The organism is Pseudomonas sp. WC1 (assembly GCF_050586565.1).
Taxonomy (GTDB): Bacteria; Pseudomonadota; Gammaproteobacteria; order Pseudomonadales; family Pseudomonadaceae; genus Aquipseudomonas.
In genome coordinates, this window is sequence record NZ_JBOBDQ010000019.1 from 56370 (window position 1) to 78997 (window position 22628).

The following is a 22628-nucleotide window of genomic DNA, read 5'->3' on the forward strand; positions in this document are numbered from 1 at the left end:
GGGGCTCAACGGGCCTTGGCGGCGACCGCCTCGACTTCGATCAGGGCGCCGGGCAATACCAGCCCGGCCACCTGCACCGTGGTGCGGGTCGGTTTCAACGGCTGGCGCTCACTGCCGAAGAACTGGCGGAAGCCGCGCTGCAGGCCGTCGAAGTCCATGCGCCCCTGCAATCGCGGGTCGCCCACCAGGTACACCCGCAGCTGCACTACATCGCCCAGGCCGAGCCCGCGCGGCGCCAGGGCGGCTTCGACCTTGCGCAGCACCGCCACGGTCTGCGCCTCGGTGTCGCCATTGGCGCGTAGTTCATCCTTGGCCGCCTTGGGGTCGGCCGGGTCGGGCAGGATGCCCGAGACGAAGGTCAGCGCCGTGCCCGGCGGCAGGGTCGCCGACTGCAGGATCGGCGAGTTGGGATAGGTCGAGGGGACGCGCTCGATATCGGCGGCCTGGCTGGCCGCGGCGAACAGGACCCCCAACCCCAGAAGGGTGTGCTTGAAAGGCATGGCGAAGCTCCACTGATGTGTAGGCGCCAGCCTCGGAGGTCCGCTACCTGGCAGATGGTTTTCGGTGTGTATTGCTCAGGCGGTCTGCCGGGCCTACGCGGTGCCCTGGGCACGCTCGCACAGGTTGCGCACCACCCGCCGGGCGGCGCTGGCGGCGGTTTCCTGCCAGATGCCGATGCCGCTGTGGGCCAGCGCATCGCTGGTCAGGTGCACCCGCCCCTGAGCCTGGTTGAGCAGGTCGTAGTCAGCGTCGGCCAGCGGGAGGCTGATCCACGGCCCGAGGCTGTGGGGTATGCGCCCCCAGTCCACCACCAACGGCTTGCGCAGCTCGTGGCCGTGACCAGGGTGCAGCAGCTCCACGGCCTGGCGCGACAGGGCGATCTGCTCGGCGACCGACTTGTCGGCGAACTGGCGGGCGGTTTCGCCGTTGTTGTAGGCGGCGACGAGAATGCCCTCGGCCTGGTTGAAGCCACCGCTGGGGTACCACAGGCCGGAAGACGCCTGATTGATGAACGACAGGCCACCGTAGATCTGGTAGTCGGTCTCCCAGAACCGGCGGGACTGCCAGGCCACCTTGTTGGCATGGCCGAATTGCACGGCGGCGATCGCCTGGCGTACCTGGGCGCTGAAGTTGCTGTCGAGCTTCGCCAGCAGCGGCAGCGGCAAGGCGATCACCGCATAGTCGCTGGTGATGCGCTGTGGCTGACCCTGCTGCTGGTAACCGATCTCCACCCGATCCTCGAAATTGCGGATCGAGCCCACCTCGGCCCCCAGGCGCAGAACATCCTGCAGGTGGCGCTGGAAGGCCTGGGGAATACGGTCCATGCCGCCCACCGGCTGGAACATGGTCGGCGAGAACTCCGGGTACTCGTCGATCATCAGTGCCGTGCCCAGGGCCGGGTTGAGCAAGGTGCGCAGGGGCAGCGGGTCGTTGCGCAGGGCCTGCTGGTCGCCGGCCCCGGGCCAGACCTTGTAGCCCGAGCGCGCCGAGCCCAGGTACTCGAGTTTCTCCGACAGGTCGCCCCAGGTGCGCAGGAAACCCAGCAGGTTGCGCCGGTCGTCCAGGCTCAGTTCCTGGTCCAGGGCCTGGCGGTCGACGGCCTTGGCCAGCAGTTCGGCCAGGTGCCCACGGCTGTCGTTGACTGCCTGGCGGATCTGCATTGGCGGCTGGTCGAGGTCGGGACGCACCAGCGCGTTGCGGCTGGTGTTGACCAGGACCTCAAGCGCCACTCCCAGCTCGCGGCAATAGCCGAGCATCAACTGGTGATGGCTGGGCAGTCGGCCGGGGCCGGCGTTGAGGTAGAAATCCTCGTCGAACGCGACGGTCTGCACGCTGCCATCGGTGAACGCGACCCGATCCCCCTGGCGCACGGTCCAGTTGCGCCCGCCAACCCGTTCGCGGGCCTCCAGCAGGGTGACGGCGAAACCGGCCTTGCGCAGCTCGTAGGCAGCCACCAGGCCGCCGATGCCGGCACCGACCACGGTGACAGTGGCGCCCTGCCCTACACGGGTCAGTGGCAACGCGGCATAGTTCTCCTGGCCGGCCCGTGCCGACCCCGGGGTGCCAAACAGGCCCAGAGCCGCCGTGGCAGCCTGCAGGCCACCGACCACACCGATACGGGCAATGAGCTGTCGTCTGGTCAATGGCATCGCGGGCACTCTCCCTGGTCCACGGTTATCGCTTTCAGTTATGGCTTGATGTTATCAAGCTACGAAAACGCTCTATGTGGAGCCATCCTAGAGAGCGGGATGGGATAAGAGAAATACATTTTGAGCATATGCAAATATTAAAATGTGTAATGTCTTAAGCTTTGCATGCTGCACAAAACGCATAATTATTTTGAAACACCTGAGCTCGCAGCAGCAGCGGTCTGCGCCTCTCCCATCACTCGCAACAGGTTCCCTCCCCAGATATCCGCGAGGTCCCGTTCGTGGTACCCCGCCGCCAACAACCGCGCAGTGATCTCCGGCAAATCGCTGACATCGCGCAGTCCCGTCACCCCGCCGCCGCCATCCCAATCCGCGCCGATGCCGACATGCCGTGGCCCGACTACGTCAAGGATGTGCAGCAGATGCGCCATGAAGTCGTCCAGGCTGGTTGCCGGCAACGGATACCGGGCCTCGACCTCGCGGATGCGCCGGGCCAGGTCCGCCACCTGCGCGGGCGGCAGGCTGGCCGCCAGGCGGAACTCCCGGTACAGCGGTGCCAGGGCCTTGTCCCGCGCGGGATTCGGCGCACGCGGCCCCAGGTCGCTGGCATAGGTATTGACCTGCACCACCCCGCCCCCGGCAGCAAGCTGGCGCAATCGTTCGTCATCGAGATTGCGCGGATGCGGGCCGATGGCCCGGGCGCCGGAATGCGAGGCGATCACCGGGGCACGGGACAACGCCAGCACCTGATCGAACACCGCATCGGAGGCATGGGACACATCGATCAGGATCCCTAGGCGGTTGGCCGCCTGCACCAGCTCGCGGCCGGCCGGGCTCAGCCCATGCCAGTGCGGCAAGGCAGTGGCCGAATCGGCGAAATCGTTGTTCTGCGCATGCACCAGGCCCAGCATGCGCAGGCCCAGACGGTGGTAGGTGGCCAGCCGGCCGGGGTCGGCCGCCAGCGGTTCGGCGTTTTCCATGCTGATCAGCACCACCCGCCGCCCTGAGGCAACGATCGCCGGCACCTCCTGCGCCCGCGTGGCCAGGGCGAACGCGTCCCGCCGGGCGGCGACCATGTCGCGGATCCGGGTGATTACCGCCAGGCCATGTTCGCTGGCCAGGGTGCGTCCCTCGGGCGTGAGCGGACCCTGGGGGGTGAAGATGGCGAAGAATCCGCCGTCCAGGCCACCGTCGCGCATGCGCGGCAGGTCGACCTGGGACAGATCGTCGGCATAGCGGTGGCGCTGCCCGATGTCCCAGCCGGGCCGGGCCAGTTGCATGGGCGTGTCCAGGTGGCTGTCGAGCACGATCAGGCGCTCATGCAGGGCGCGGGTCGAGGGCGCGACATCGGCCAGCGCGGCGCTGCAGGCCAGTGCCAGTGGCAGCCAGGCGTATCGAGTTGAGGGAGGCATGGGAGTCCTTTTTGCCAGGCGCGGCCCTGCGGGGGATCGCGTGAATCACTCGGTCCAGCTGAAACTGCGATCCCACAACGGCGCCACGTCCAGGCGCTGGGGCAGTACGCCGGCGGCGTGGAAGGTGTCGGCCACGTCCTGCTGCGAATGCACCGCGGCATCGTCCACCGCCTGCAGCACCCGCGGCCCGCTCTGGGCCTTGTACTGGGCAATGAACACTTCCCGGGGGATGCCCAGCACCTGCTCGCATCGCGCCGCCCACGCCTCGGGGTGGTGCTGCACCCATTGCCAGCTGCGGTACTCGCGGCGTACATAGTCCTCAATCGCCGCGCGCTTGAGCGGATCCTCGATCGCCCGTCGGTTGGCGGCGATCACGTAATTGCCCGACAGGTAGCCCTGCCCGGTGCGCAGCACCCGCGCACCGCTGCGCAGCTCGGCCAGCTGGATGAAGTAGCCAAAGGTCACCCAGACATCCAGGTTGCCGTTCTGGAACGCGGCGAAGCCATCCTGGGGCGTCAGCGCCAGGGGCTGGATGTCCGCCAGGGTCAGGCCCAGGTCCTTGAGGGCGCGCAGCAGCAGGTAGTGCGACGACGTCGAGCGGATGTACCCGACCCGCTTGCCCGGCAGCTCGGCCAGCGATTGCATCGTCGACCCCCTGGGCACGATGAAGGCCTGGTTGTTGACATCACCGGTCAGCACGGCGATGAGCCTGACCGGCGCCTGGTTGCGGATACCGAAGATCGGCGGGATCTCGCTCATCGGCGCCAGGTCCAGGGTACCGCTGACCAGCGCCTCGAAACCGAGGTTGCCGCCATTGAACTCGGCGTATTTCACGCCATACGGTGGGCGCTCGATGCCGGCCTGTTCGAAGAAGGTCGGCGCGGCGCCCTTGTAGGTGGCCACGCCCAGGGTCAGCCCTTGCCAGTCGCGGGCAAAGACACCGGGCAGCGCGCAGGCGAGCCCGCCCAGGGCGCTGTACTGCAGAAAACGACGGCGATTCATGGCGCCTCCTTGCACTCAGTCGAGAAAGTCAGGTTCGTCGCGCAGCAGGCGGTCCCAATACGGCTGGAAGCTGAACCAGCCGCCGAACTCGGTACCGACCTGGCGCGCAGTGTGCTCGGCCACCGCCGCCGGGATCGGCCGTGGCGTGCCGGCGGCCTCGGCCAGTAGTTGCGCGTGGGCGGCGTTGTCCAGGGCGATGAAGCGCCACACCGCCGCTTCCACTGTGCGCCCGACGGTCAACAGGCCATGGTTCTGCAAGATCAGCGCGACCTTGTCCGGCCCCAGCGTGGCGGCGATGCGCGCGCCCTCGCTGGCCTCCAGCACCACCCCGGTGAAGTTGTCGAACAGCGCGTGCTTGCCATGAAAGGCGCAGGCGTCCTGGGTCAGCGGGTCGAGCAAGCGTCCCAGGCTCGACCAGGCCTTGCCATGCAGCGAGTGGGCATGGGCGGCGGCCACCACGTCCGGGCGCGCCTCGTGCAGCGCCGCGTGGATGGCGAACGCGGCCAGGTTCAACGCCCCCTGCCCTTCAACGATCTCGCCGCGCGGGTTGACCAGCAGCAGGTCGCTGACGCGGATATGGCCGAAGTACACGCCCACCGGATTGACCCAGAAGTGATCGGGGTATTGCGGGTCGCGCACAGTGATATGGCCTGCACCGCCCATGTCGAAACCATGCCGGGCGAACAGGCGGAACGAGCCGGCCAGGCGCTGCTTGCGCAACAGTCGCTCGGCCTCGAGGGTCGGTTGCTGGGGCGGGTCCTGCCAGCGATGCACGGTGTGGCCGTCGCGGGGTAGTGAATAGGCGGTGGGTAGGCGGCTCAGCCTGGCGCTCATGCGGTCTCTCCTTGGGCCAGCAGGTTCTCCAGCGGTCGTCCGCTGCGCAAATGATCGAGGTTGCGCGCCAGCAGCGCGGCGAGGTTGCGGTATACCTGCGGCGTATTGGCCGAGGTATGGGGGCTCAGCCGGACCTTGGGATGGCCGTACAGCCGGTGCCCGGCCGGCAACGGCTCGGGCTCGGTGACATCGAGGCTGGCCAGGGCCACCTGGCCGCTGTCCAGGGCATCGAGCAAGGCGTCCTGGTCCACCAGGCTGCCACGCGCGATATTGATCAGGTGCAGACCGGGCTTGGCGTGGGCGAGGCTACGGCGATCGACGACATGCAGGGTCGACGGGTCGGCCGGTGCCGCCAGTACCAGGTGATCGGCGCGGGCGAACAGTTCCTCGACGCTGGCCACGCCCCGTACGCCGGCCACCTCGAACGGCCTGGCCGAACGCCGCAGGGCGATCACCTCGATGTCCAGGGCCAGGGCCTTGCGCGTCAGGGCCTGGCCGATCCGCCCGAAACCGTAGATACCCAAGGTGCTGCCGGCCAGCGAGGCCAGCGGACGTGGCTGCCATTGCCCAGGCTCGTCGATCCACAACTGCGGCAGTTGCTTGGCGGCGGCGAACATCGCCGCCAGGGCGAATTCGGCCAGGCTGTCCGCCGTCACCCCGCGAGCACTGGCCACAGGCACCGGCTCGAGCAACCAACCGGGAAAGTAGTCGATGCCGGAGCTGACCAGTTGCACGAAACCGAGCCCGAACGGCCAGCCCGAGGGCGGCGCAACGGCGTCACGCAGGCCAGGGTCGGGCGCGGCCAGCAGGACCCGAACATCGTCCGGCAGCCCATGGGGCACGCCCCTGGGCAGCGCCAGGATTTCCACGCCTGGCACGGCGGCGGCCAGCAACGCGTTGAACTGCGCGTCCAGCTGACTGGCGATGCGCACGCCGCTCATGCCTGGCCGCCACGGCTGGGCAAGGCAAACGCCGCGCGGCCGGCGGCGCCGAGCACCGCGTCGTTCTGCGGGGTGTGGATACGGCTGCACAGCACATCGCGGTAATGCCGCTCAAGCGGGTTGCCCCGGGCCAGCGCCGGGTTGCCGATCGCTTCGACGGCCAATTCGACCGCGCTGATGGCCTGGGTGGTGACCAGGTACTTGACCTGGGTGGCCTCGCTCGCCGGGATGCGCCCTTCGGCGGCGGCGTCGAGCAGGACCCGGTTGGACAGCAGCAAGGCGTCGATGCGCCCCACCAGTTCCTGAAAACGTGGCAGGCTCGACAGCGGCGCGCCGAGATTGGCCGGAGTGCGCCCGGCCAGCCAGCCCACCAGCCAGTCGCGGGCGGCACGGGCGACGCCGTCGTAGATGCTCGACAGCAGCACGGCCAGCCACAGCACGCCGTTGTGATCGAGTTCGGACGGGCGTGGCTGGCGCGCCGGGAGGATGTCCACGGCGTGCTCGGCGGGCACCAGCACATCATCGAAGATTACGTCGTGGCTGCAGGTGGCACGCATGCCCAGGTGGTCCCAGGTTTCCTCGATGCGGATGCCCGGTGTGTCGCGATGCACCAGCCAGGTGCCGACCCGAGGCTCTTCCTCGTCGCTGCGCGCCCATACTGCCAGCCAGGTCAGGCCGGGGATGCCGGTGGAGTAGATCTTGCGCCCGTTGATCCGCCAGCCCTCGGCCACCCGCCGGGCGACGGTGGCCGGCAGGCCGCCCCGGGCCGGGGTACCCAGTTCCGGCTCCACGCGCAGGGCGTTGACCAGCGCGCCGTCCGCCACCGCCTCGCGGGCCAGGCGCAGGCGCAGGTGCTCGGGCCAAGCCTGGTTCTGTTGCAGGCGCGCGTGCTGCAGGTACTGCATCACCAGCACCAGGGCAGTGGACGGCTCGCCCCGCGCCACGGCGGCGATTACCCGCCGGGCCTGGGCCAGCGTGGCTTCGCTGCCACCCAGGCGGCGCGGCACAGTCAGTGCCAGCAGGCCATGTTCATGCAGGCGCCGCAGGTTGGCGTGGGGGAAGCTGCCCTGGCGATCGTGCTCGGCGGCGCTGGCGGCGAATTCGTCGCTCAGGCGGGCCAGCAAGTCGGCGAAGGCCGGGGAATCGAGGTCGGCCGCCTTGGCGGCGGTATCCAAGTCGAGGCTCATCGTTGGGCGGTCCGTGCGAGGGTATGGGCATGGCTGGGCGCAGGCGCTTCGACGCCGAGCAGGGCCAGCAGGTGTTGGCGCAGCGCCTGGAAGCCACGGCTGGCCACCTCGCGGTGGCGCGGCAGGCGAATCGGGATCTGCTCGGCGATGCGCCCGGCGTCCAGCACCACAACTCGGTCGGCCAGCAGCAGGGCTTCGTCGACGTCGTGAGTGACCAGCAGCACCGATGGCTGATGGGTGCGCCACAGTTCAAGGATCAACTGGTGCATGCGCATGCGCGTCAAGGCGTCCAGCGCGGCGAACGGCTCGTCGAGCAGCAGCAATTGCGGCTCGCGCACCAGCGCCCGGGCCAGGGCCACGCGCTGGGCCTCGCCACCGGACAGGGTCCCCGGCCAGGCCTCGGTGCGGTGCGCCAGACCCACCTCACGCAGCGCGGCCAGGGCACGCGCTTTTGGCTCGGCGCCCCTCAGGCCCAGGAGGACATTGCGCCAGGCCCGCTTCCAGGGCATCAGCCGCGGCTCCTGGAACACCGCCGCATGCACGCCGGGCACCTCAAGCGTGCCCGCCTCCATCCGGTCCAGGCCGGCCAGCGCCCGCAGCAAGGTGGTCTTGCCCGAGCCGCTACGACCGAGCAAGGCGACGAACTCGCCGGGCGCCAGGTCCAGGTCCAGGCCATCGAGCACCGTGTGGCCCTGGAACCTGCGCGTGAGCCCGCGCACCCGCACCGGTGGGCGCAAGCGTTGCAGTGCGACTTCCATGATCAGTTCCTTATGAAGGTGGGGCGCCAGGCCAGGGCCAGGCGTTCGAGCAAGCGCACGAGGGCGTCGATGGACAGGCCCAACACGCTGTAGACGATCAGGCAGATGACGATGACGTCGGTGCGCATGAAATCGCGGGCGTCGTTGACCAGATAGCCCAGCCCGGCGCTGGCGTTGATCTGCTCGACCACCACCAGGCCTAGCCAACTGATGCCGAAGGCGTAGCGCAGGCCGACGAAGAACGCCGGCAGCGCGCCGGGCAGGATCACGTGCCAGACCAGCCCCAGGCGCCCCAGGCCGAACAGCTGCCCGGCCTCCACCAGCTTGGGGTCGACGCCACGGATGCCGGAAAACAGGGTGAGGTACACCGGGAAGGTGGTGCCCAGGGCAATCAGGGCGATCTTGGGCGTTTCGCCCACGCCGAACCAGAGGATGAACAGCGGCACGATGGCCAGGAACGGCAAGGTGCGCAGCATCTGCACCGGCGAGTCGATGGCGAGTTCGCCACGCCGCGAAAGGCCTGCGAGCAACGCCAGCAGAGTGCCCACGCTGACCCCGATGGCCAGGCCGCTCAGGGCACGCTTGAGGGATACCCACAAATGCCCGGCCAGCTCGCCGCTGACGATCATCTGCCAGAGGGTGTCGCCGATGGCGCTGGGCGCGGCGATGATTCGCGGCGGCAACAGGCCGCTGCGCGAGGCAAGTTCCCACGCCACCAGCAACAGCAACGGGCTGATCAGGCGCAGGCCAAGGTTACGCCAACCCTGCCAGCGCAACAGGGTCAGCAGGGCCGTGGCGGGGACAGGTGTGTTGCTTTGCCGGGACATTCCATCTCCTCGCTCAAGGCCGATCCATTGATTGCTGGCCGCGGCGGGAGTGTCGATCAAGCCCGCCGGTGTGTGGCTTGATTCTTATGCTATCGATCTTAAAAAGTGCCGTGAAATTCGATCTGCTTCTAACCTAATATACAAAAAATGCATTTATTGATAGTTGTTATATAAATTATATTTTTGAGTTTAGGATGCAGGGTTTCTGATTCGGGTGATGGCCGACAGGTGTCCGCCGCTACTCTTGCAGCGCACTTGAGATCGAGCGCCGCCCGCGCGGCGCATCGCTGGCAAGCCAGCTCCCACATCTGTTTCGGGCCAGTCTGTCCTGTGAAGTTGTCGCTGTCCGCTTTGGTGCATGTCTTGAGACAAGTGGGACGCCAGTGGTGCCCACGCTGAGACCGTGTCGTACCCACAAGGCGTACAGCCGCGGCAGCGCAGGCATAACTGGCCCGAAATAGATGTGGGGGCTGGCTTGCCAGCGATGCGCCGCGCGGGCGGCGCTCGATTTCATAGGCGCTACAAGGCTATCGCCAGGCACCTCTTCACCTAAACGCGATCAAAAGCCAAAAAACAACCGCCCAAAACCTCACCCCTGGTTCGCCACCCGCTGCGCCACGGTCTCGCCAAACAACGCTACCGGCGCCTGCAGGTTGCCGAGAAAACGCGGATGGATCAGCCACAAGTCGATCACCGGCTTGAAATCACTTACCTGCACGATGTCCAGGCGCTCGCGGTGGCGGCTGTTGTCCAGCAACGGTCGTGGCACCAGGCCAAAGCCCAGGCCATTGGCGATCAAGCCCAGTTGCAACTCGGTACCGAAGGTTTCCAGGTTGATCCGCAGCGACAGCCCTTCGTCGTTCAACGCCCGCTGCAGACCGGCACGGAAACCACAGCCGTCGGGGTTGAGCACCCAGCCACGCTGGTAGCAGTCGGCAAGCTTGCAACTGCGCTTGCCCACCTCGCCGCGGGCAGCCACCACCACCAGGTCCATGCGCGCCAACGAGCGACCGACGATGCCCTCGGGGAACACCTTGCCGGCCGGGAACAGTGCCGCCACCGCGTCCAGCTCGCCGTTCTCCATCTTGCCCAGCAGGTGGCTGCCCCAACCGGTGGCGACTTGGGTCTGCAGGTCGGGATACAGCGCCTTGAGCTGGCTGAGGGCGTCGAGCAGCACCACGTCGCCGATGGTCTGCGGCACCCCCAGGCGCAGCGCGCCACTGGGCAAGGCGTCGCTGAGCACCAGTTCGCGCAGCGCGTCCATCTCGCGCAGCACCGCCCGGCACTGCTCGTAGACGCGCATGCCCATGGGCGTGGGTTTCAATGGTTTGGTGTTGCGGTCCAGCAGGCTGACGCCGAGGGCTTCCTCGAAGTTCTGCACCCGACGGGTGATGGCCGGCTGGGTCAGGCGCAGCGATTCAGCCGCCTGGCTGATGGACTGGCTGCGGATGACGGCCACGAATGCATCGATATCATCTATCTTCATTCTTAATTCGCATAATAAATATCTGGAAAAATACGCAAAAAGAATAATACCTTTTTCCTCGCCACGGTAGCGCCCGGCGCTGCCTAACCTGACGGACATCGAGGGAACCCATGTCTCAAACGCCCAACCTCGGACGGCTACGCAGCTTCATCGGCGAGCTGGCCGACCTTCTCGCCCAGGCGCCGGACGAGCCGCGCCTGCTCGACCACGGCGCGCGGTTGCTGCGCGACCTGGTCAGTGTCGACGACTGGCTGCCGGACGACTACGCCCGGCCCAGCCCGGAGCGCTACCAGCAATACCTGCTGCACGCCGACTCCGGCCAGCGGTTCTCCATCGTCAGTTTCGTCTGGGGGCCGGGGCAGGAAACACCCGTGCACGACCACCGCACCTGGGGGCTGATCGGCATGCTGCGCGGCAGCGAAATCAGCCAGGGCTATGCCCTGGCGCACGGTGCCCTGCAGCCGGAGGGCCCGGCCGAGCGGCTCGCGCCCGGCGAGGTGATCGCGGTGTCGCCGCGCATCGGCGACCTGCACCAGGTGCGCAATGCCCATGCCGACCGTACTTCCGTCAGCATCCATGTCTACGGCGCCAACATCGGCGCCGTGCGGCGTGCGGTGTACAGCGCCGAGGGCGAAGAGAAGCCCTTCATTTCCGGCTATTCCAACAGCCACCTGCCCAACCTCTGGGATCTATCGAAAGAGAACCGCGCATGAGCCAGGCTACCCACCGCAGCTACCACGCTATCCGCCCCGCACTGCTTGCCGGCCAGGAGCTGGCCTTGCTCGATGTCCGCGAGGAAGACCCGTTCGCCCAGGCCCATCCGCTGTTCGCCGCCAATGTGCCGCTGTCGCGCCTTGAACTGGAGATCTACGCCCGAGTGCCACGGCGCGACACGCCCATCACCGTCTACGACGACGGCGAAGGGCTGGCGTTGACCGCCGCGCAGCGCCTGCTCGCCCTGGGCTACACCGACGTGGCGCTGCTCGACGGCGGCCTGGCCGGTTGGCGCGAAGCAGGTGGCGAGTTGTTCCGAGACGTCAACGTGCCGAGCAAGGCTTTCGGCGAGCTGGTGGAGGCCGAGCGCCATACACCGTCGCTGCCGGCCGAAGAGGTCAAGGCGCTGCTCGACGCCAACGCCGATGTGGTGGTGCTGGATGCCCGCCGCTTCGACGAGTACCAGACCATGAGCATCCCCAGCGGTATCAGCGTGCCCGGCGCCGAGCTGGTGCTGCGCGTGGCGGAGCTGGCCCCCGACCCGGCCACCCGGGTGATCGTCAATTGCGCCGGGCGCACCCGCAGCATCATCGGCACCCAATCGCTGGTCAATGCCGGCGTCCCCAACCCGGTGGCGGCCCTGCGCAACGGCACCATCGGCTGGACCCTTGCCGGGCAGGCACTGGAACATGGCCAGTCGCGCCGTTTCCGCGCAGTGACCGCCACCACCCGCGACAGCGCCGCGCAACGCGCCCGCCAGGTGGCCGACCGCGCCGGTGTGGCACGCATCGATCCGGCAGGCCTGCGCCAATGGCAGGCCGAAGCGCAGCGCACCACTTACCTGTTCGATGTGCGCACGCCCGAGGAGTTTGCCCTGGGCCACCTGCCCGGCGCCCGCTCCACGCCCGGTGGCCAACTGGTACAGGAGACCGACCATGTCGCCAGTGTGCGCGGCGCGCGCCTGGTGCTGGTGGACGACGACGGCGTGCGCGCCAACATGAGTGCGTCGTGGCTGGCCCAGATGGGCTGGGCGGTGGCGGTGCTCGATGGGTTGTCGTCTGACGACTTCACGGAAACCGGCGTCTGGGTCGCGCCCGTGCCGGCACCGCCCGAGGCTGAAACCATCAGCCCCGCCCTCCTCGCCGACTGGCTTTCGGAGCCGGGCACCCAGGTGCTGGACTTCACCACCAGCGCCAACCATGTCAGGCAGCATATTCCCGGTGCGGTGTGGGCGCTGCGTAGCCAACTTGAAGAAGTACTGGCCACATTACCGGCAGCACGGCACTTCGTCCTGACCTGCGGCTCGAGCCAACTGGCGCGCTATGCCGCACCAGAGGTGGCGGCCCTGAGCGGCAAGCCGGTGTTCGTGCTCGAGGGCGGCAACAGCGCCTGGAACGCCGCCGGGCTGCCGACCGAGCAAGGCGAGCAGCGCCTGGGTGCGCCGCGCATAGATCGTTATCGGCGGCCCTACGAGGGTACCGATAGCCCGCGCGAAGCGATGCAGGGGTATCTGGATTGGGAGTTCGGATTGGTGGAACAGTTGGGGCGTGACGGAACCCATGGGTTCTTTGTCATCTGACAAATTGCACGCCCTCTTCGCACGAGAGGGCTTGCCCGTTCCTTTCACTCAGCCAAGCCCGCCGAAGCGTCGATAGTAACTCTCGTTGGCATCCGGCAACGGCCCATCCGCCGTTTCCAGCGCGCTGGCCAGATACTCCTCCGCCCTGCCCTGCACCAGCCGGTACAGGTTGCGGCACAGCTGCCGCGCCGCGCGCCCTTCCCAATCCCCCGGCAACAACTCGTCCGGCAACTGCGGATCACGCAGCAGCAGGCGGCGGTATTCGTGGATCAGCAGCGTGCGCGCCAGGAAGCAGTCCTGCGGGCTTGGCGCGTCCAGGTCCTTCATCGCCTGCCACAACGGGCGGAACAGGCGGATGAACTCGCTGTAGTGCTGGCCCAGTTCCTCGATGTTCCAACTTTCCCGCACCTGGGCGCGCAGGGCCTTGGAGGCCAGCACTTCCTGGGCGTGGGTTTCGAAGACGATGCAGTCGTCCTCGGCATCCTGCTCGCGCAGGGTGGCGGCCAGGTCGGCACGGTCGGTGCGCGGGCAGCCCAGCAGGTTCGCGCCCATGACGCCGAAGCCTTGCCACTCGAGCTCTTCACGCACGGCCTTGCGTTTGGTGGCGTCGAGCTGGGCCAGGAGCACCAGGGTCCAGGCGCCGTTCCAGGCCGGCAGGCTGGCGCTGTAGACGCGCTTGAAGGCTTTTTCGAAGCGCCGCCGGCCGGTGCCGGTGAGGCTGTAGTAGCTGCGCCGGCCGACCTTTTCGGCGGTCAGCCAGCCTTCCTTGGTCAGGCGGAATATCGAGGTGCGGATCAGCCGCTCGTTGATGCCCATCGGCTCCAGCAGGTTGATCAGGCTGCCCAGCCAGACCGTGCCGCCATGGGGTTCGATGGCATCGCCGTAGAGGGTGATGATCAGGGAGCTGGCGCGGATCGGCGTCTGCTCCTGGAAACGGGTAATCAGGTGATTCAGGGGGGCAAGGCTGCTCATGGGGGAACGAGGCGCGGCTAAAGCCTCGACTATACCTGCCTGCCGCGACCGCGCAAGGCTCATGCACCGCCCTCGGCCTTGGGCCTGAAGCCGGAGTCGCCCATGCGTGGGCGGTCCTGCTCCGGCGCGGTCAATGGCGGGCATTCCACCAGCGCGCTCAGGCAACGCCGGGCGAGGCGGTGGTACTCGGCGGTACCGCGCTGCTTCCAGGCCAGTTCCTGGTCGCTGAGCGGGCGCTTGGCCACGGCCGGCGCGCCGACCACCAGGTGTTGCTGCGGGCATTCGAAGCCGGCCTTGACGAAGGCCGTGGCGGCAACGATGCAGCGCGGGGCGATATGCGCGGCGTCCATGACCACCGCGTTCATGCCGACCAGGGCATCCTCGCCGATCCGGCAGCCATGCAGCACGGCGCCATGGCCGATATGGCCGTTGCGCTCGACCACCGTGTCGCCGCCGGGAAAACCGTGCATCACGCAGGTGTCCTGCAGGTTGGCGCCCTCCTCCAGGATGATTCGCCCGAAATCGCCGCGCAGCGAGGCCAAGGGGCCGATGTAGCAGTTTGCGCCGACCAGCACGTCGCCGATCAGCACGGCGCTTGGGTGTACGTAGGCGCTGGGGTGGACCACGGGGGTGAGGCCGTCGAGGCGGTAGCAGGGCATGGGTCTGGCTCTCGATATGATTCAGAAGACTTATCGATCCTGTATCAGATCAAATCACTTAGTCAATGCCTTGCTGGTGTATCGCTTTCTTCACCAAGCTTCAGACCTGTGAAGACTTCATCGTGGGGCAATCCCGCTCCCCCCGAGTGATAGTAAGAGCGAGGCTGCGTGGGAGCGGGCTTGCCCCACGACAGCGTAACTCGCCTCACATATAGATACGCAATTACAATTTCCATGTTGATTTTATGTATCGTATTGAACATATACTTGCCCCAGCACCACGAACAATTCCAAGAAAAGCCGGCCCCAGCCGGCGCCGAACGTGCAGCCCGAGGTATCCCATGCCAAGCAACCTCATCGTGCAGGCCCCAGCGGACGGTGTCCGCCTGATCGCCCTGCACCGCCCGCAGGCCCTGAACGCCCTGAACACAGCGCTGCTGGAAGAGCTGGCCGCAGAACTGCATGCCGCCGACCAGGACCCGCAGATCCGTGCCGTGGTCATTACCGGCAGCCGCAAGGCCTTCGCCGCCGGCGCCGATATCAACGAAATGGCCCAGCGCGACCTGGTCGGCATCCTCGAAGACCCGCGGGTGGCCCACTGGCAACGCATCACCGGCTTCGCCAAACCTCTGATCGCCGCCGTCAACGGCTTCGCCTTAGGCGGCGGCTGCGAACTGGTGATGTGCGCCGACATCGTTATCGCTGGCAGCGACGCCCGTTTCGGCCAGCCGGAAATCAACCTCGGCATCCTTCCCGGGGCTGGCGGCACCCAGCGCCTGCTGCGCGCCGTGGGCAAGCCGCTGGCCATGCAGATGGTCCTGGGCGGTGAGGCCATCGGCGCCCGCCATGCCCTGCAGGCCGGCCTGGTCAGTGAAGTCACCGAGCCCGAACTCACCGTCGAGCGCGCCCTGCAGGTGGCCGTCGCCATCGCCGCCAAGGCGCCGCTGGCGGTGCGCCTGGCCAAGGAGGCGCTGCTCAAGGCCCAGGACATGGACCTGGCGAGCGGCCTGCGCTTCGAGCGCCATGCCTTCACCCTGCTGGCCGGCACCGCCGACCGCAACGAAGGCATCCGCGCCTTCCAGGAAAAACGCCCGGCCCGATTCCAAGGGCTGTAAGCCTTCCACCGACTGACGGAGCGAGCCAGTCATGTCTTTCCAGCACATCCTGTTTTCCATCGGCGACGACGGCGTCGCCCTCCTCTCGCTCAACCGGCCCGAGCAGCTCAACAGTTTCAATACCGCGATGCACCTGGAGGTGCGCGAGGCCTTGAAGCAGGTACGCCACAGCGACCACGCCCGCGTGCTGCTGCTGACCGGCGAAGGCCGTGGCTTCTGCGCAGGCCAGGACCTGGCCGACCGCAATGTCGCGCCCGGCGCCGAGCTGCCTGACCTCGGCCAATCCATCGAACAGTTCTACAACCCGCTGGTGCGCAGCCTGCGCGACCTGCCGCTGCCGGTGATCTGCGCGGTCAACGGCGTGGCCGCCGGTGCCGGGGCCAACCTGCCACTGGCCTGCGACCTGGTGCTGGCGGCACGCTCGGCGAGCTTCATTCAGGCGTTCTGCAAGATTGGCCTGGTGCCGGATTCCGGCGGCACCTGGTTGCTGCCCAGACTGGTCGGCATGGCCCGGGCCAAGGCGCTGGCCCTGCTGGGCGAGCGCCTGAGCGCCGAGCAGGCCGAGCAATGGGGGCTGATCCACCGGGTGGTGGACGATGCCGCGCTGCGCGACGAAGCACTCGGCCTGGCCCGTCACCTGGCAGCCCAGCCCACCTACGGCCTGGCCTTGATCAAGCGTGCCCTCAACCAGAGTTTCGACAACCGCTTCGATGAACAGCTGGAACTGGAGCGCGACCTCCAGCGCCTGGCCGGGCGCAGCGAGGATTACCGCGAGGGCGTCAGCGCCTTCATGAACAAACGCACACCTGTGTTCAAGGGGCGCTGACCATGGCCGCACTCGACAACGACGCCCTGGTGGCAGTAATCGGTGCAGGCGCCATGGGTGCCGGCATCGCCCAGGTGGCGGCCCAGGCCGGTCATCCCGTGCGTCTCTACGATACGCGCCCCGGCGCAGCCGAGCAGGCGATCGAAGGCATCGATCGCCTGCTCGGCCGGCAGGTGGAAAAAGGCAAGCTTGCGCCTGACAGCCGCAGCGCAATCCGCGACCGGCTGCAACCGGTGGACAGCCTCGACGCCCTGGCCAAGGCCCATCTGGTGATCGAAGCCATCGTCGAACAACTGCCAGTCAAACAGGACCTGCTGCGTCGGCTTGAAGCCCTGTGCGCCACGGACTGCATACTGGCCAGCAACACTTCTTCGCTGTCGATCACCAGCCTCGCCGCCGGGCTCAAGCACCCGGAGCGGGTCATTGGCATGCACTTCTTCAACCCGGCGCCCTTGATGGCGCTGGTGGAGATCGTCTCCGGGCTGGCCACTGCGCCGAGCCTGGCGGCCACGCTTTACGACACCGCCCGTGCCTGGGGCAAGCAACCGGTGCATGCCCGTTCGACGCCGGGCTTTATCGTCAACCGCGTGGCCCGGCCCTTCTATGCCGAAAGCCTGCGCCTGCTGCAGGAAGGCGCCGCCGACTGCGCCACCCTCGATGCCCTTCTGCGCGATGCCGGGGGCTTTCGCATGGGCGCCTTCGAACTGACCGACCTGATCGGTCATGACGTCAACTACGCGGTGACCTGCTCGGTGTTCGAAGCCTTCTATGGCGATTTCCGCTTCCAGCCGTCGCTGGTGCAGAAAGAGCTGGTCGACGCCGGGCGCCTCGGGCGCAAGACCGGCCAGGGCTTTTATAGCTACGCCGAGGGTGCCGAACGGCTACAGCCCGCGACATTGACCAGCCAGACGCCTGTAGAGCGCTGCACGGTTGAAGGCGACCTGGGTGCCCTGCAGCCCCTGGTCGAGCGCTTGCGCGCCAACGGTGTCGGCGTCACCGAGCGCGCCGGCGCCGGCCTGGTCCGTGTGGGAGATGCCACCCTGGCGCTGTCCGATGGCCGACTGGCCAGCCAGCGCGCGCGCGAGGACGGCTTGCGCAACCTGGTGCTGCTGGACCTGGCCCTGGACTACGCCAGCGCCACGCGCCTGGCCATCAGCCACGGTGCCGAATGCAGCGCCGAGGCCCTGGACCAGGCCGTCGGCCTGCTTGCCCGGGCTGGCCTGAGCGCCTGCCCGGTCGCCGACCTGCCCGGCCTGGTGGTGCTGCGCACCGTGGCCATGCTCGCCAACGAAGCCGCCGACGCCGTACTGCAAGGAGTAGGCACTCCCGGTGACATCGACCTGGCCATGCGCGCCGGGGTCAACTACCCGCGCGGGCCGCTGGCCTGGGCCGACGACCTGGGCATCGGCTACACCCTGAACGTGCTCGACAACCTGCAACGCAGCTACGGCGAGGAACGTTACCGCCCGTCCCTGTTGCTGCGCCGCACCCACGCCGAAGGAGGTCGCCTGCATGGCTGATCAATCCGCACACACTTTGGCCCGCGCCTGCGCCGAGGCCATGTTCGGCCGTGACGCCGCCAGCCAGGGCCTGGGCATCGAGCTGCTCGAAGCCGGCCCCGGCAGCGCCCGCCTGGGCATGACCGTGCGCGCCGACATGATCCAGGGCCACGGCACCTGCCATGGCGGCTACCTGTTCGCCCTGGCCGATTCGGCCTTCGCCTTCGCCTGCAACAGCTACGATGAAGCAGCCGTGGCCCTGGGTTGCAGCATCGACTATGTGGCCCCGGCGCGGCTCGGCGACCGCCTGCAGGCCAGCGCCAGCGAACAAAGCCGCAAAGGCCGCACCGGCAACTACGACGTGCGCATCGAGAACCAGCAGGGCGAACTGATCGCCCTGTTCCACGGCAAATCCTACAAAGTGCGCGGCACCGTGCTGTCGCCGGAGACTTCAAATGACTGACGCCAGCCTGCCCCACGCGCTGATCATCGATGCCGTGCGCACCCCCATCGGCCGCTACGGCGGCGCCCTGTCGAGCGTGCGCCCCGACGATCTCGCCGCGGTGCCGATCAAGGCGCTGATGGCGCGCCATCCCGGACTCGACTGGGCGGCACTGGACGATGTGATCCTCGGTTGCGCCAACCAGGCCGGCGAAGACAACCGCAACGTCGCGCGCATGGCCGGCCTGCTGGCCGGGCTGCCGATCGAGGTGCCCGGCACCACGATCAACCGCCTGTGCGGCTCGGGCCTGGACGCAATCGGCAATGCTGCCCGCGCCCTGCGCTGCGGCGAAGCCGAGTTGATGCTGGCCGGCGGCGTCGAGTCGATGTCGCGGGCACCCTTCGTCATGGGCAAGTCGGAACAGGCCTTTGGCCGCAGCGCGCAGCTGTTCGACACCACCATCGGCTGGCGCTTCGTCAACCCGTCGATGCAGGCGCAATACGGCATCGATTCGATGCCCGAAACCGCCGAGAACGTCGCCGAGCGCTTCAACATCGCCCGCGAAGACCAGGATGCCTTCGCCCTGCGCAGCCAGCTCAAGGCCGCCGCCGCCCAGGCCAATGGTCGTCTGGCCCGGGAGATCGTCACGGTGGAGATCCCGCAGCGCAAAGGCCCGCCCAAACGCGTCGAGCACGATGAACATCCACGAGGCGACACCACCCTGGAACAACTGGCGCGCCTGGGCACGCCGTTCCGTGAGGGCGGCAGCGTCACCGCCGGCAATGCCTCGGGCGTCAATGACGGCGCCTGCGCCCTGCTGCTGGCCAGCCCACAGGCCGCGCAACGCCACGGCCTCAAGGCCCGTGGCCGGGTGCTTGGCCTTGCGGTGGCGGGCGTCGAGCCACGCCTCATGGGTATCGGCCCGGTGCCGGCGACTCACAAGGTACTGGAGCTGACCGGCCTGGCACTGGCCGACATGGACGTGATCGAGCTCAACGAAGCCTTTGCCGCCCAGGGCCTGGCCGTGCTGCGCGAGCTGGGCCTGGCCGACGACGATCCGCGGGTCAATCCCAACGGCGGCGCCATCGCCCTGGGCCACCCACTGGGCATGAGCGGCGCACGCCTGGTCACCACCGCCCTGCACCAGCTGGAGCTGACCGGCGGCCGTTACGCCCTGTGCACCATGTGCATCGGCGTCGGCCAGGGCATCGCCCTGGTGATCGAACGCCTCTGATCAGCCGCCAGAGACGCCAAGCGACGCGGGCAGTATGCTGCCTGCCATGACACTCAGGGCCCCGGCCCACGACAAGAACAACTCGAGTGAAACCATGAATCTCTACCACGATGCCGACCGCGCCCTGCTCGACCCGATGGAAACCGCCAGCCTCGACGCACTGCGCCAGCACCAACTGGAGCGCCTGCGCTGGAGCCTGAACCACGCCTACGCCAATGTGCCGCTGTACCGCCAGCGCTTCGACGCCTGCGGCGCCCATCCCGACGACCTGAAATCGCTGGAGGACCTGGCCCGCTTCCCCTTCACCGGCAAGAACGACCTGCGCGACAACTACCCCTATGGCATGTTCGCCGTGCCCCAGGATCAAGTGGTGCGCCTGCACGCCTCCAGCGGCACCACCGGCAAGCCGACGGTGGTCGGCTACACCCAGAACGACATCGACACCTGGGCCAACGTGGTGGCGCGCTCGATTCGCGCCGCCGGCGGGCGCCGCGGCGACAAGGTGCATGTCTCCTACGGCTACGGCCTGTTCACCGGCGGCCTGGGCGCGCACTACGGCGCCGAGCGCTTGGGCTGCACGGTGATCCCCATGTCCGGCGGCCAGACCGAGAAACAGGTGCAGCTGATCCGCGACTTCCAGCCGGACATCATCATGGTTACCCCCTCGTACATGCTCAACCTCGCCGACGAGATCGAGCGCCAGGGCATCGACCCGCACGACCTCAAGCTGCGCCTGGGCATCTTCGGCGCCGAACCCTGGACCGATGAACTGCGCCGCGCCATCGAGCAGCGCCTGGGCATCGACGCCCTGGACATCTACGGGCTGTCGGAAATCATGGGCCCGGGTGTGGCCATGGAGTGCATCGAGACCAAGGACGGCCCGACCATCTGGGAAGACCATTTCTACCCCGAGATCATCGACCCGGTCACAGGCCAGGTGCTTCCGGACGGCCAGCTCGGCGAGCTGGTGTTCACCTCGCTGAGCAAGGAGGCGTTGCCGATGGTGCGCTACCGCACCCGCGACCTCACCCGCCTGCTGCCGGGCACGGCGCGGCCGATGCGGCGCATCGGCAAGATCACCGGGCGCAGCGACGACATGCTGATCATCCGCGGGGTCAATGTGTTCCCGACGCAGATCGAGGAGCAGGTACTCAAGATAAAACAGCTTTCCGAGCTGTATGAGATTCACCTGTATCGTAATGGCAATCTCGACAGCGTCGAGGTGCACGTTGAACTGCGCAGCGACAGCCAGTACCTCGACGAGGGCCAGCGCAAGCAGGTGGTGGGTGAACTGGCGAAGCAGATCAAGACCTACATCGGCATCAGCACGCAGATCCAGCTGCAGCCGTGCGGCACGCTGAAACGTTCAGAGGGCAAGGCCTGTCACGTGTATGACAAGCGGCTGGCCAGCTGACTCATCGGCATTCCGTTCAGCCCCGGCCTGATCCGGGGCTTTTTTTGCCTTGAGAAAGCTGGGGGCGCCTGCGCCCCTTTCGTCGGCAAGCCGGCTCCCACAGCGATCGCGCAATTCCTTAGGTCTGTGCTGCACCGGAGCTGGCTTGCCAGCGATTGGCCGCAAAGCGATACATAAATCTTATTTGATACATCAAATACAGTTTGATGTTGTGTTTTGTATCGCTTATAAAGGACCCACGCCCCAAGCAGCCCATCAGCGGGAGCCCGACCATGTACGCACAGCTCGTAGAAACCGGCGTCAAACGCCTGAAGACCCTGGAAGAGATGTCGCCCGAAGAGCGCGCCTTCCAGGAGAAGATCGACGCCGAGATCAAGATCGAAGCCAAGAACTGGATGCCCGAGGCCTACCGCCAGACGCTCATCCGCCAGATTTCCCAGCACGCCCATTCCGAGATCGTCGGCATGCTCCCGGAAGGCAACTGGGTCACTCGCGCCCCTTCGCTCAAGCGCAAGCTGCAGTTGATGGCCAAGATCCAGGATGAGGCCGGCCACGGCCTGTACCTGTACAGCGCCATGGAAACCCTTGGCGCCGACCGCGACGAAGAGATCGCCAAGCTGCACAGCGGCAAGGCCAAGTATTCGAGCATCTTCAACTACCCGACCCTGAGCTGGGCCGACATGGGCGCGGTAGGCTGGCTGGTGGACGGCGCGGCGATCGTCAACCAGGTGGTGCTGCAGCGCACCTCCTACGGCCCCTACTCCCGCGCCATGGTGCGCATCTGCAAGGAAGAAAGCTTCCACCAGCGCCAGGGCTATGAACTGCTGCTGACCATGATGCGCCACGGCACCCAGGCACAGAAGGACATGGTCCAGGACGCCATCGACCGCCTGTGGTGGCCGGCGCTGATGATGTTCGGCCCCAGCGACGAACACTCGCCCAACAGCGCCCAGTCCATGGCCTGGAAGATCAAGCGTCAGAGCAACGACGAACTGCGCCAGCGCTTCATCGACCAGACCGTGCCGCAGCTGGAACTGCTCGGCTGCACCGCTCCCGACCCTGAGCTCAAGTGGAACGCCGAGCGTGGCCATTACGACTTCGGCCAGATCCAGTGGGATGAGTTCTACGAGGTGCTCAAGGGCAACGGCCCCTGCAACCAGGAGCGCGTCGCCACCCGCCGCAAGGCCATCGAAGACGGTGCCTGGGTACGCGAGGCCGCCGTGGCCTATGCGCGCAAGCAACAGAACAAGAATGCCGCCTGAAGCGGCGAATGATGCGGAGATACCCCTGATGTCTGTATGGACCCTGTTCGAAGTCTTCGTGCGCAGCAAGCACGGCCTGAACCACAAGCATGTGGGCAGCGTGCACGCCGCCGACGCCGCCATGGCCATCGAGAACGCCCGCGAGCTGTACACCCGCCGCAGCGAAGGCGTGAGCCTGTGGGTGGTGCCCTCGGCGCTGATCACCGCCTCTTCTCCCGACGAGAAGGACCCACTGTTCGCCCCGGCGGACGACAAGGTCTACCGCCATGCCAGCTTCTACGAGCTGCCCGCCGAAGTCGGACACATGTGAGGCCC

The 22628-nt window shown here is 67.3% G+C and carries 21 protein-coding genes and 2 pseudogenes; 10 read left to right on the plus strand and 13 right to left on the minus strand.

Translation table 11 applies throughout. The features are described 5' to 3' along the window. Nucleotides 1-5 precede the first annotated feature (5 nt). The 10 genes from ACQ4OD_RS11330 to ACQ4OD_RS11375 form a co-directional block, all read right to left on the minus strand. Complete coding sequence (locus tag ACQ4OD_RS11330) at nucleotides 6-500, minus strand: RidA family protein (RefSeq protein ID WP_198755415.1); 495 nt, start codon at nucleotides 498-500, stop codon at nucleotides 6-8. Nucleotides 501-593: 93 nt separating this feature from the next. Next, nucleotides 594-2150 (minus strand): flavin monoamine oxidase family protein, encoded by a 1557-nt coding sequence (locus ACQ4OD_RS11335; protein ID WP_430944311.1) that lies wholly within the window; start codon nucleotides 2148-2150, stop codon nucleotides 594-596. Between the two features lie 185 nt (nucleotides 2151-2335). Then, nucleotides 2336-3562, minus strand: coding sequence for a dipeptidase (locus tag ACQ4OD_RS11340; RefSeq protein WP_430944312.1), 1227 nt, complete (start codon nucleotides 3560-3562; stop codon nucleotides 2336-2338). Nucleotides 3563-3607: 45 nt separating this feature from the next. Further along, nucleotides 3608-4564 carry an ABC transporter substrate-binding protein gene (locus ACQ4OD_RS11345; RefSeq protein WP_430944313.1) on the minus strand — a complete coding sequence of 319 codons (957 nt, stop codon included), beginning with the start codon at nucleotides 4562-4564 and terminating at the stop codon, nucleotides 3608-3610. A gap of 15 nt (nucleotides 4565-4579) precedes the next feature. Beyond that, the gene (locus tag ACQ4OD_RS11350; RefSeq protein WP_198755412.1) at nucleotides 4580-5398 is read right to left on the minus strand and encodes a class II aldolase/adducin family protein; all 819 of its coding nucleotides are present in this window, start codon (nucleotides 5396-5398) and stop codon (nucleotides 4580-4582) included. Next, nucleotides 5395-6339, minus strand: coding sequence for an NAD(P)-dependent oxidoreductase (locus ACQ4OD_RS11355; protein WP_430944314.1), 945 nt, complete (start codon nucleotides 6337-6339; stop codon nucleotides 5395-5397). The genes ACQ4OD_RS11350 and ACQ4OD_RS11355 overlap by 4 nt, the downstream gene beginning before the upstream one ends. Continuing rightward, nucleotides 6336-7526 (minus strand): acyl-CoA dehydrogenase family protein, encoded by a 1191-nt coding sequence (locus ACQ4OD_RS11360; RefSeq protein ID WP_198755410.1) that lies wholly within the window; start codon nucleotides 7524-7526, stop codon nucleotides 6336-6338. The genes ACQ4OD_RS11355 and ACQ4OD_RS11360 overlap by 4 nt, the downstream gene beginning before the upstream one ends. After that, entirely contained in the window at nucleotides 7523-8284 is a 762-nt protein-coding gene (locus tag ACQ4OD_RS11365; RefSeq protein WP_430944315.1) for an ABC transporter ATP-binding protein, read from the minus strand. Before ACQ4OD_RS11365 ends, ACQ4OD_RS11360 begins: the two co-directional genes overlap by 4 nt. A gap of 2 nt (nucleotides 8285-8286) precedes the next feature. Continuing rightward, nucleotides 8287-9111 (minus strand): ABC transporter permease, encoded by an 825-nt coding sequence (locus tag ACQ4OD_RS11370; RefSeq protein WP_198755409.1) that lies wholly within the window; start codon nucleotides 9109-9111, stop codon nucleotides 8287-8289. 589 nt (nucleotides 9112-9700) lie between these two features. Then, complete coding sequence (locus ACQ4OD_RS11375) at nucleotides 9701-10597, minus strand: LysR family transcriptional regulator (RefSeq protein ID WP_198755408.1); 897 nt, start codon at nucleotides 10595-10597, stop codon at nucleotides 9701-9703. Nucleotides 10598-10707: 110 nt separating this feature from the next. On the opposite strand from ACQ4OD_RS11375, the gene ACQ4OD_RS11380 reads away from it, so the two are divergent. Beyond that, nucleotides 10708-11310 carry a cysteine dioxygenase gene (locus tag ACQ4OD_RS11380; protein ID WP_198755407.1) on the plus strand — a complete coding sequence of 201 codons (603 nt, stop codon included), beginning with the start codon at nucleotides 10708-10710 and terminating at the stop codon, nucleotides 11308-11310. Then, nucleotides 11307-12890 carry a rhodanese-related sulfurtransferase gene (locus ACQ4OD_RS11385; RefSeq protein ID WP_198755406.1) on the plus strand — a complete coding sequence of 528 codons (1584 nt, stop codon included), beginning with the start codon at nucleotides 11307-11309 and terminating at the stop codon, nucleotides 12888-12890. Before ACQ4OD_RS11380 ends, ACQ4OD_RS11385 begins: the two co-directional genes overlap by 4 nt. Before the next feature lie 48 nt (nucleotides 12891-12938). On the opposite strand, the gene paaX is transcribed toward ACQ4OD_RS11385, so the two are convergent. Both paaX and paaY read right to left on the minus strand, forming a co-directional pair. Next, complete coding sequence (gene paaX, locus ACQ4OD_RS11390; protein WP_102682033.1) at nucleotides 12939-13862, minus strand: phenylacetic acid degradation operon negative regulatory protein PaaX; 924 nt, start codon at nucleotides 13860-13862, stop codon at nucleotides 12939-12941. 59 nt (nucleotides 13863-13921) lie between these two features. Continuing rightward, nucleotides 13922-14521 (minus strand): phenylacetic acid degradation protein PaaY, encoded by a 600-nt coding sequence (gene paaY, locus ACQ4OD_RS11395; RefSeq protein WP_110703336.1) that lies wholly within the window; start codon nucleotides 14519-14521, stop codon nucleotides 13922-13924. A 341-nt stretch (nucleotides 14522-14862) separates the two neighbouring features. On the opposite strand from paaY, the gene paaF reads away from it, so the two are divergent. From paaF to paaA, 7 genes and pseudogenes are all read left to right on the plus strand, one after another. Next, nucleotides 14863-15636 (plus strand): 2,3-dehydroadipyl-CoA hydratase PaaF, encoded by a 774-nt coding sequence (gene paaF / locus ACQ4OD_RS11400; protein ID WP_258600918.1) that lies wholly within the window; start codon nucleotides 14863-14865, stop codon nucleotides 15634-15636. A gap of 31 nt (nucleotides 15637-15667) precedes the next feature. Next, complete coding sequence (paaG, locus tag ACQ4OD_RS11405; protein WP_102682036.1) at nucleotides 15668-16462, plus strand: 2-(1,2-epoxy-1,2-dihydrophenyl)acetyl-CoA isomerase PaaG; 795 nt, start codon at nucleotides 15668-15670, stop codon at nucleotides 16460-16462. 2 nt (nucleotides 16463-16464) lie between these two features. After that, nucleotides 16465-17982 carry a 3-hydroxyacyl-CoA dehydrogenase PaaH gene (gene paaH / locus ACQ4OD_RS11410; protein WP_430944316.1) on the plus strand — a complete coding sequence of 506 codons (1518 nt, stop codon included), beginning with the start codon at nucleotides 16465-16467 and terminating at the stop codon, nucleotides 17980-17982. After that, nucleotides 17975-18424 (plus strand): hydroxyphenylacetyl-CoA thioesterase PaaI, encoded by a 450-nt coding sequence (paaI, locus tag ACQ4OD_RS11415; protein ID WP_110703327.1) that lies wholly within the window; start codon nucleotides 17975-17977, stop codon nucleotides 18422-18424. The genes paaH and paaI overlap by 8 nt, the downstream gene beginning before the upstream one ends. Beyond that, a complete protein-coding gene (pcaF, locus tag ACQ4OD_RS11420; RefSeq protein WP_430944317.1) occupies nucleotides 18417-19637 on the plus strand; it encodes a 3-oxoadipyl-CoA thiolase in 1221 nt (406 codons plus the stop codon). The genes paaI and pcaF overlap by 8 nt, the downstream gene beginning before the upstream one ends. A 94-nt stretch (nucleotides 19638-19731) precedes the next feature. Next, complete coding sequence (gene paaK / locus ACQ4OD_RS11425) at nucleotides 19732-21051, plus strand: phenylacetate--CoA ligase PaaK (protein WP_038707537.1); 1320 nt, start codon at nucleotides 19732-19734, stop codon at nucleotides 21049-21051. A gap of 395 nt (nucleotides 21052-21446) precedes the next feature. Continuing rightward, nucleotides 21447-22208 (plus strand): annotated as a pseudogene (gene paaA / locus ACQ4OD_RS11430) (1,2-phenylacetyl-CoA epoxidase subunit PaaA); the annotation flags it as partial. On the opposite strand, the pseudogene ACQ4OD_RS11435 reads toward paaA, so the two are convergent. Then, a pseudogene (locus ACQ4OD_RS11435) lies at nucleotides 22191-22304 on the minus strand (hypothetical protein); the annotation flags it as partial. The pseudogenes paaA and ACQ4OD_RS11435 sit on opposite strands and share 18 nt — an antisense overlap. Nucleotides 22305-22341: 37 nt before the next feature. On the opposite strand from ACQ4OD_RS11435, the gene paaB reads away from it, so the two are divergent. Beyond that, the gene (gene paaB / locus ACQ4OD_RS11440) at nucleotides 22342-22623 is read left to right on the plus strand and encodes a 1,2-phenylacetyl-CoA epoxidase subunit PaaB (protein ID WP_011533969.1); all 282 of its coding nucleotides are present in this window, start codon (nucleotides 22342-22344) and stop codon (nucleotides 22621-22623) included. The last annotated feature ends 5 nt before the right edge of the window (nucleotides 22624-22628 follow it).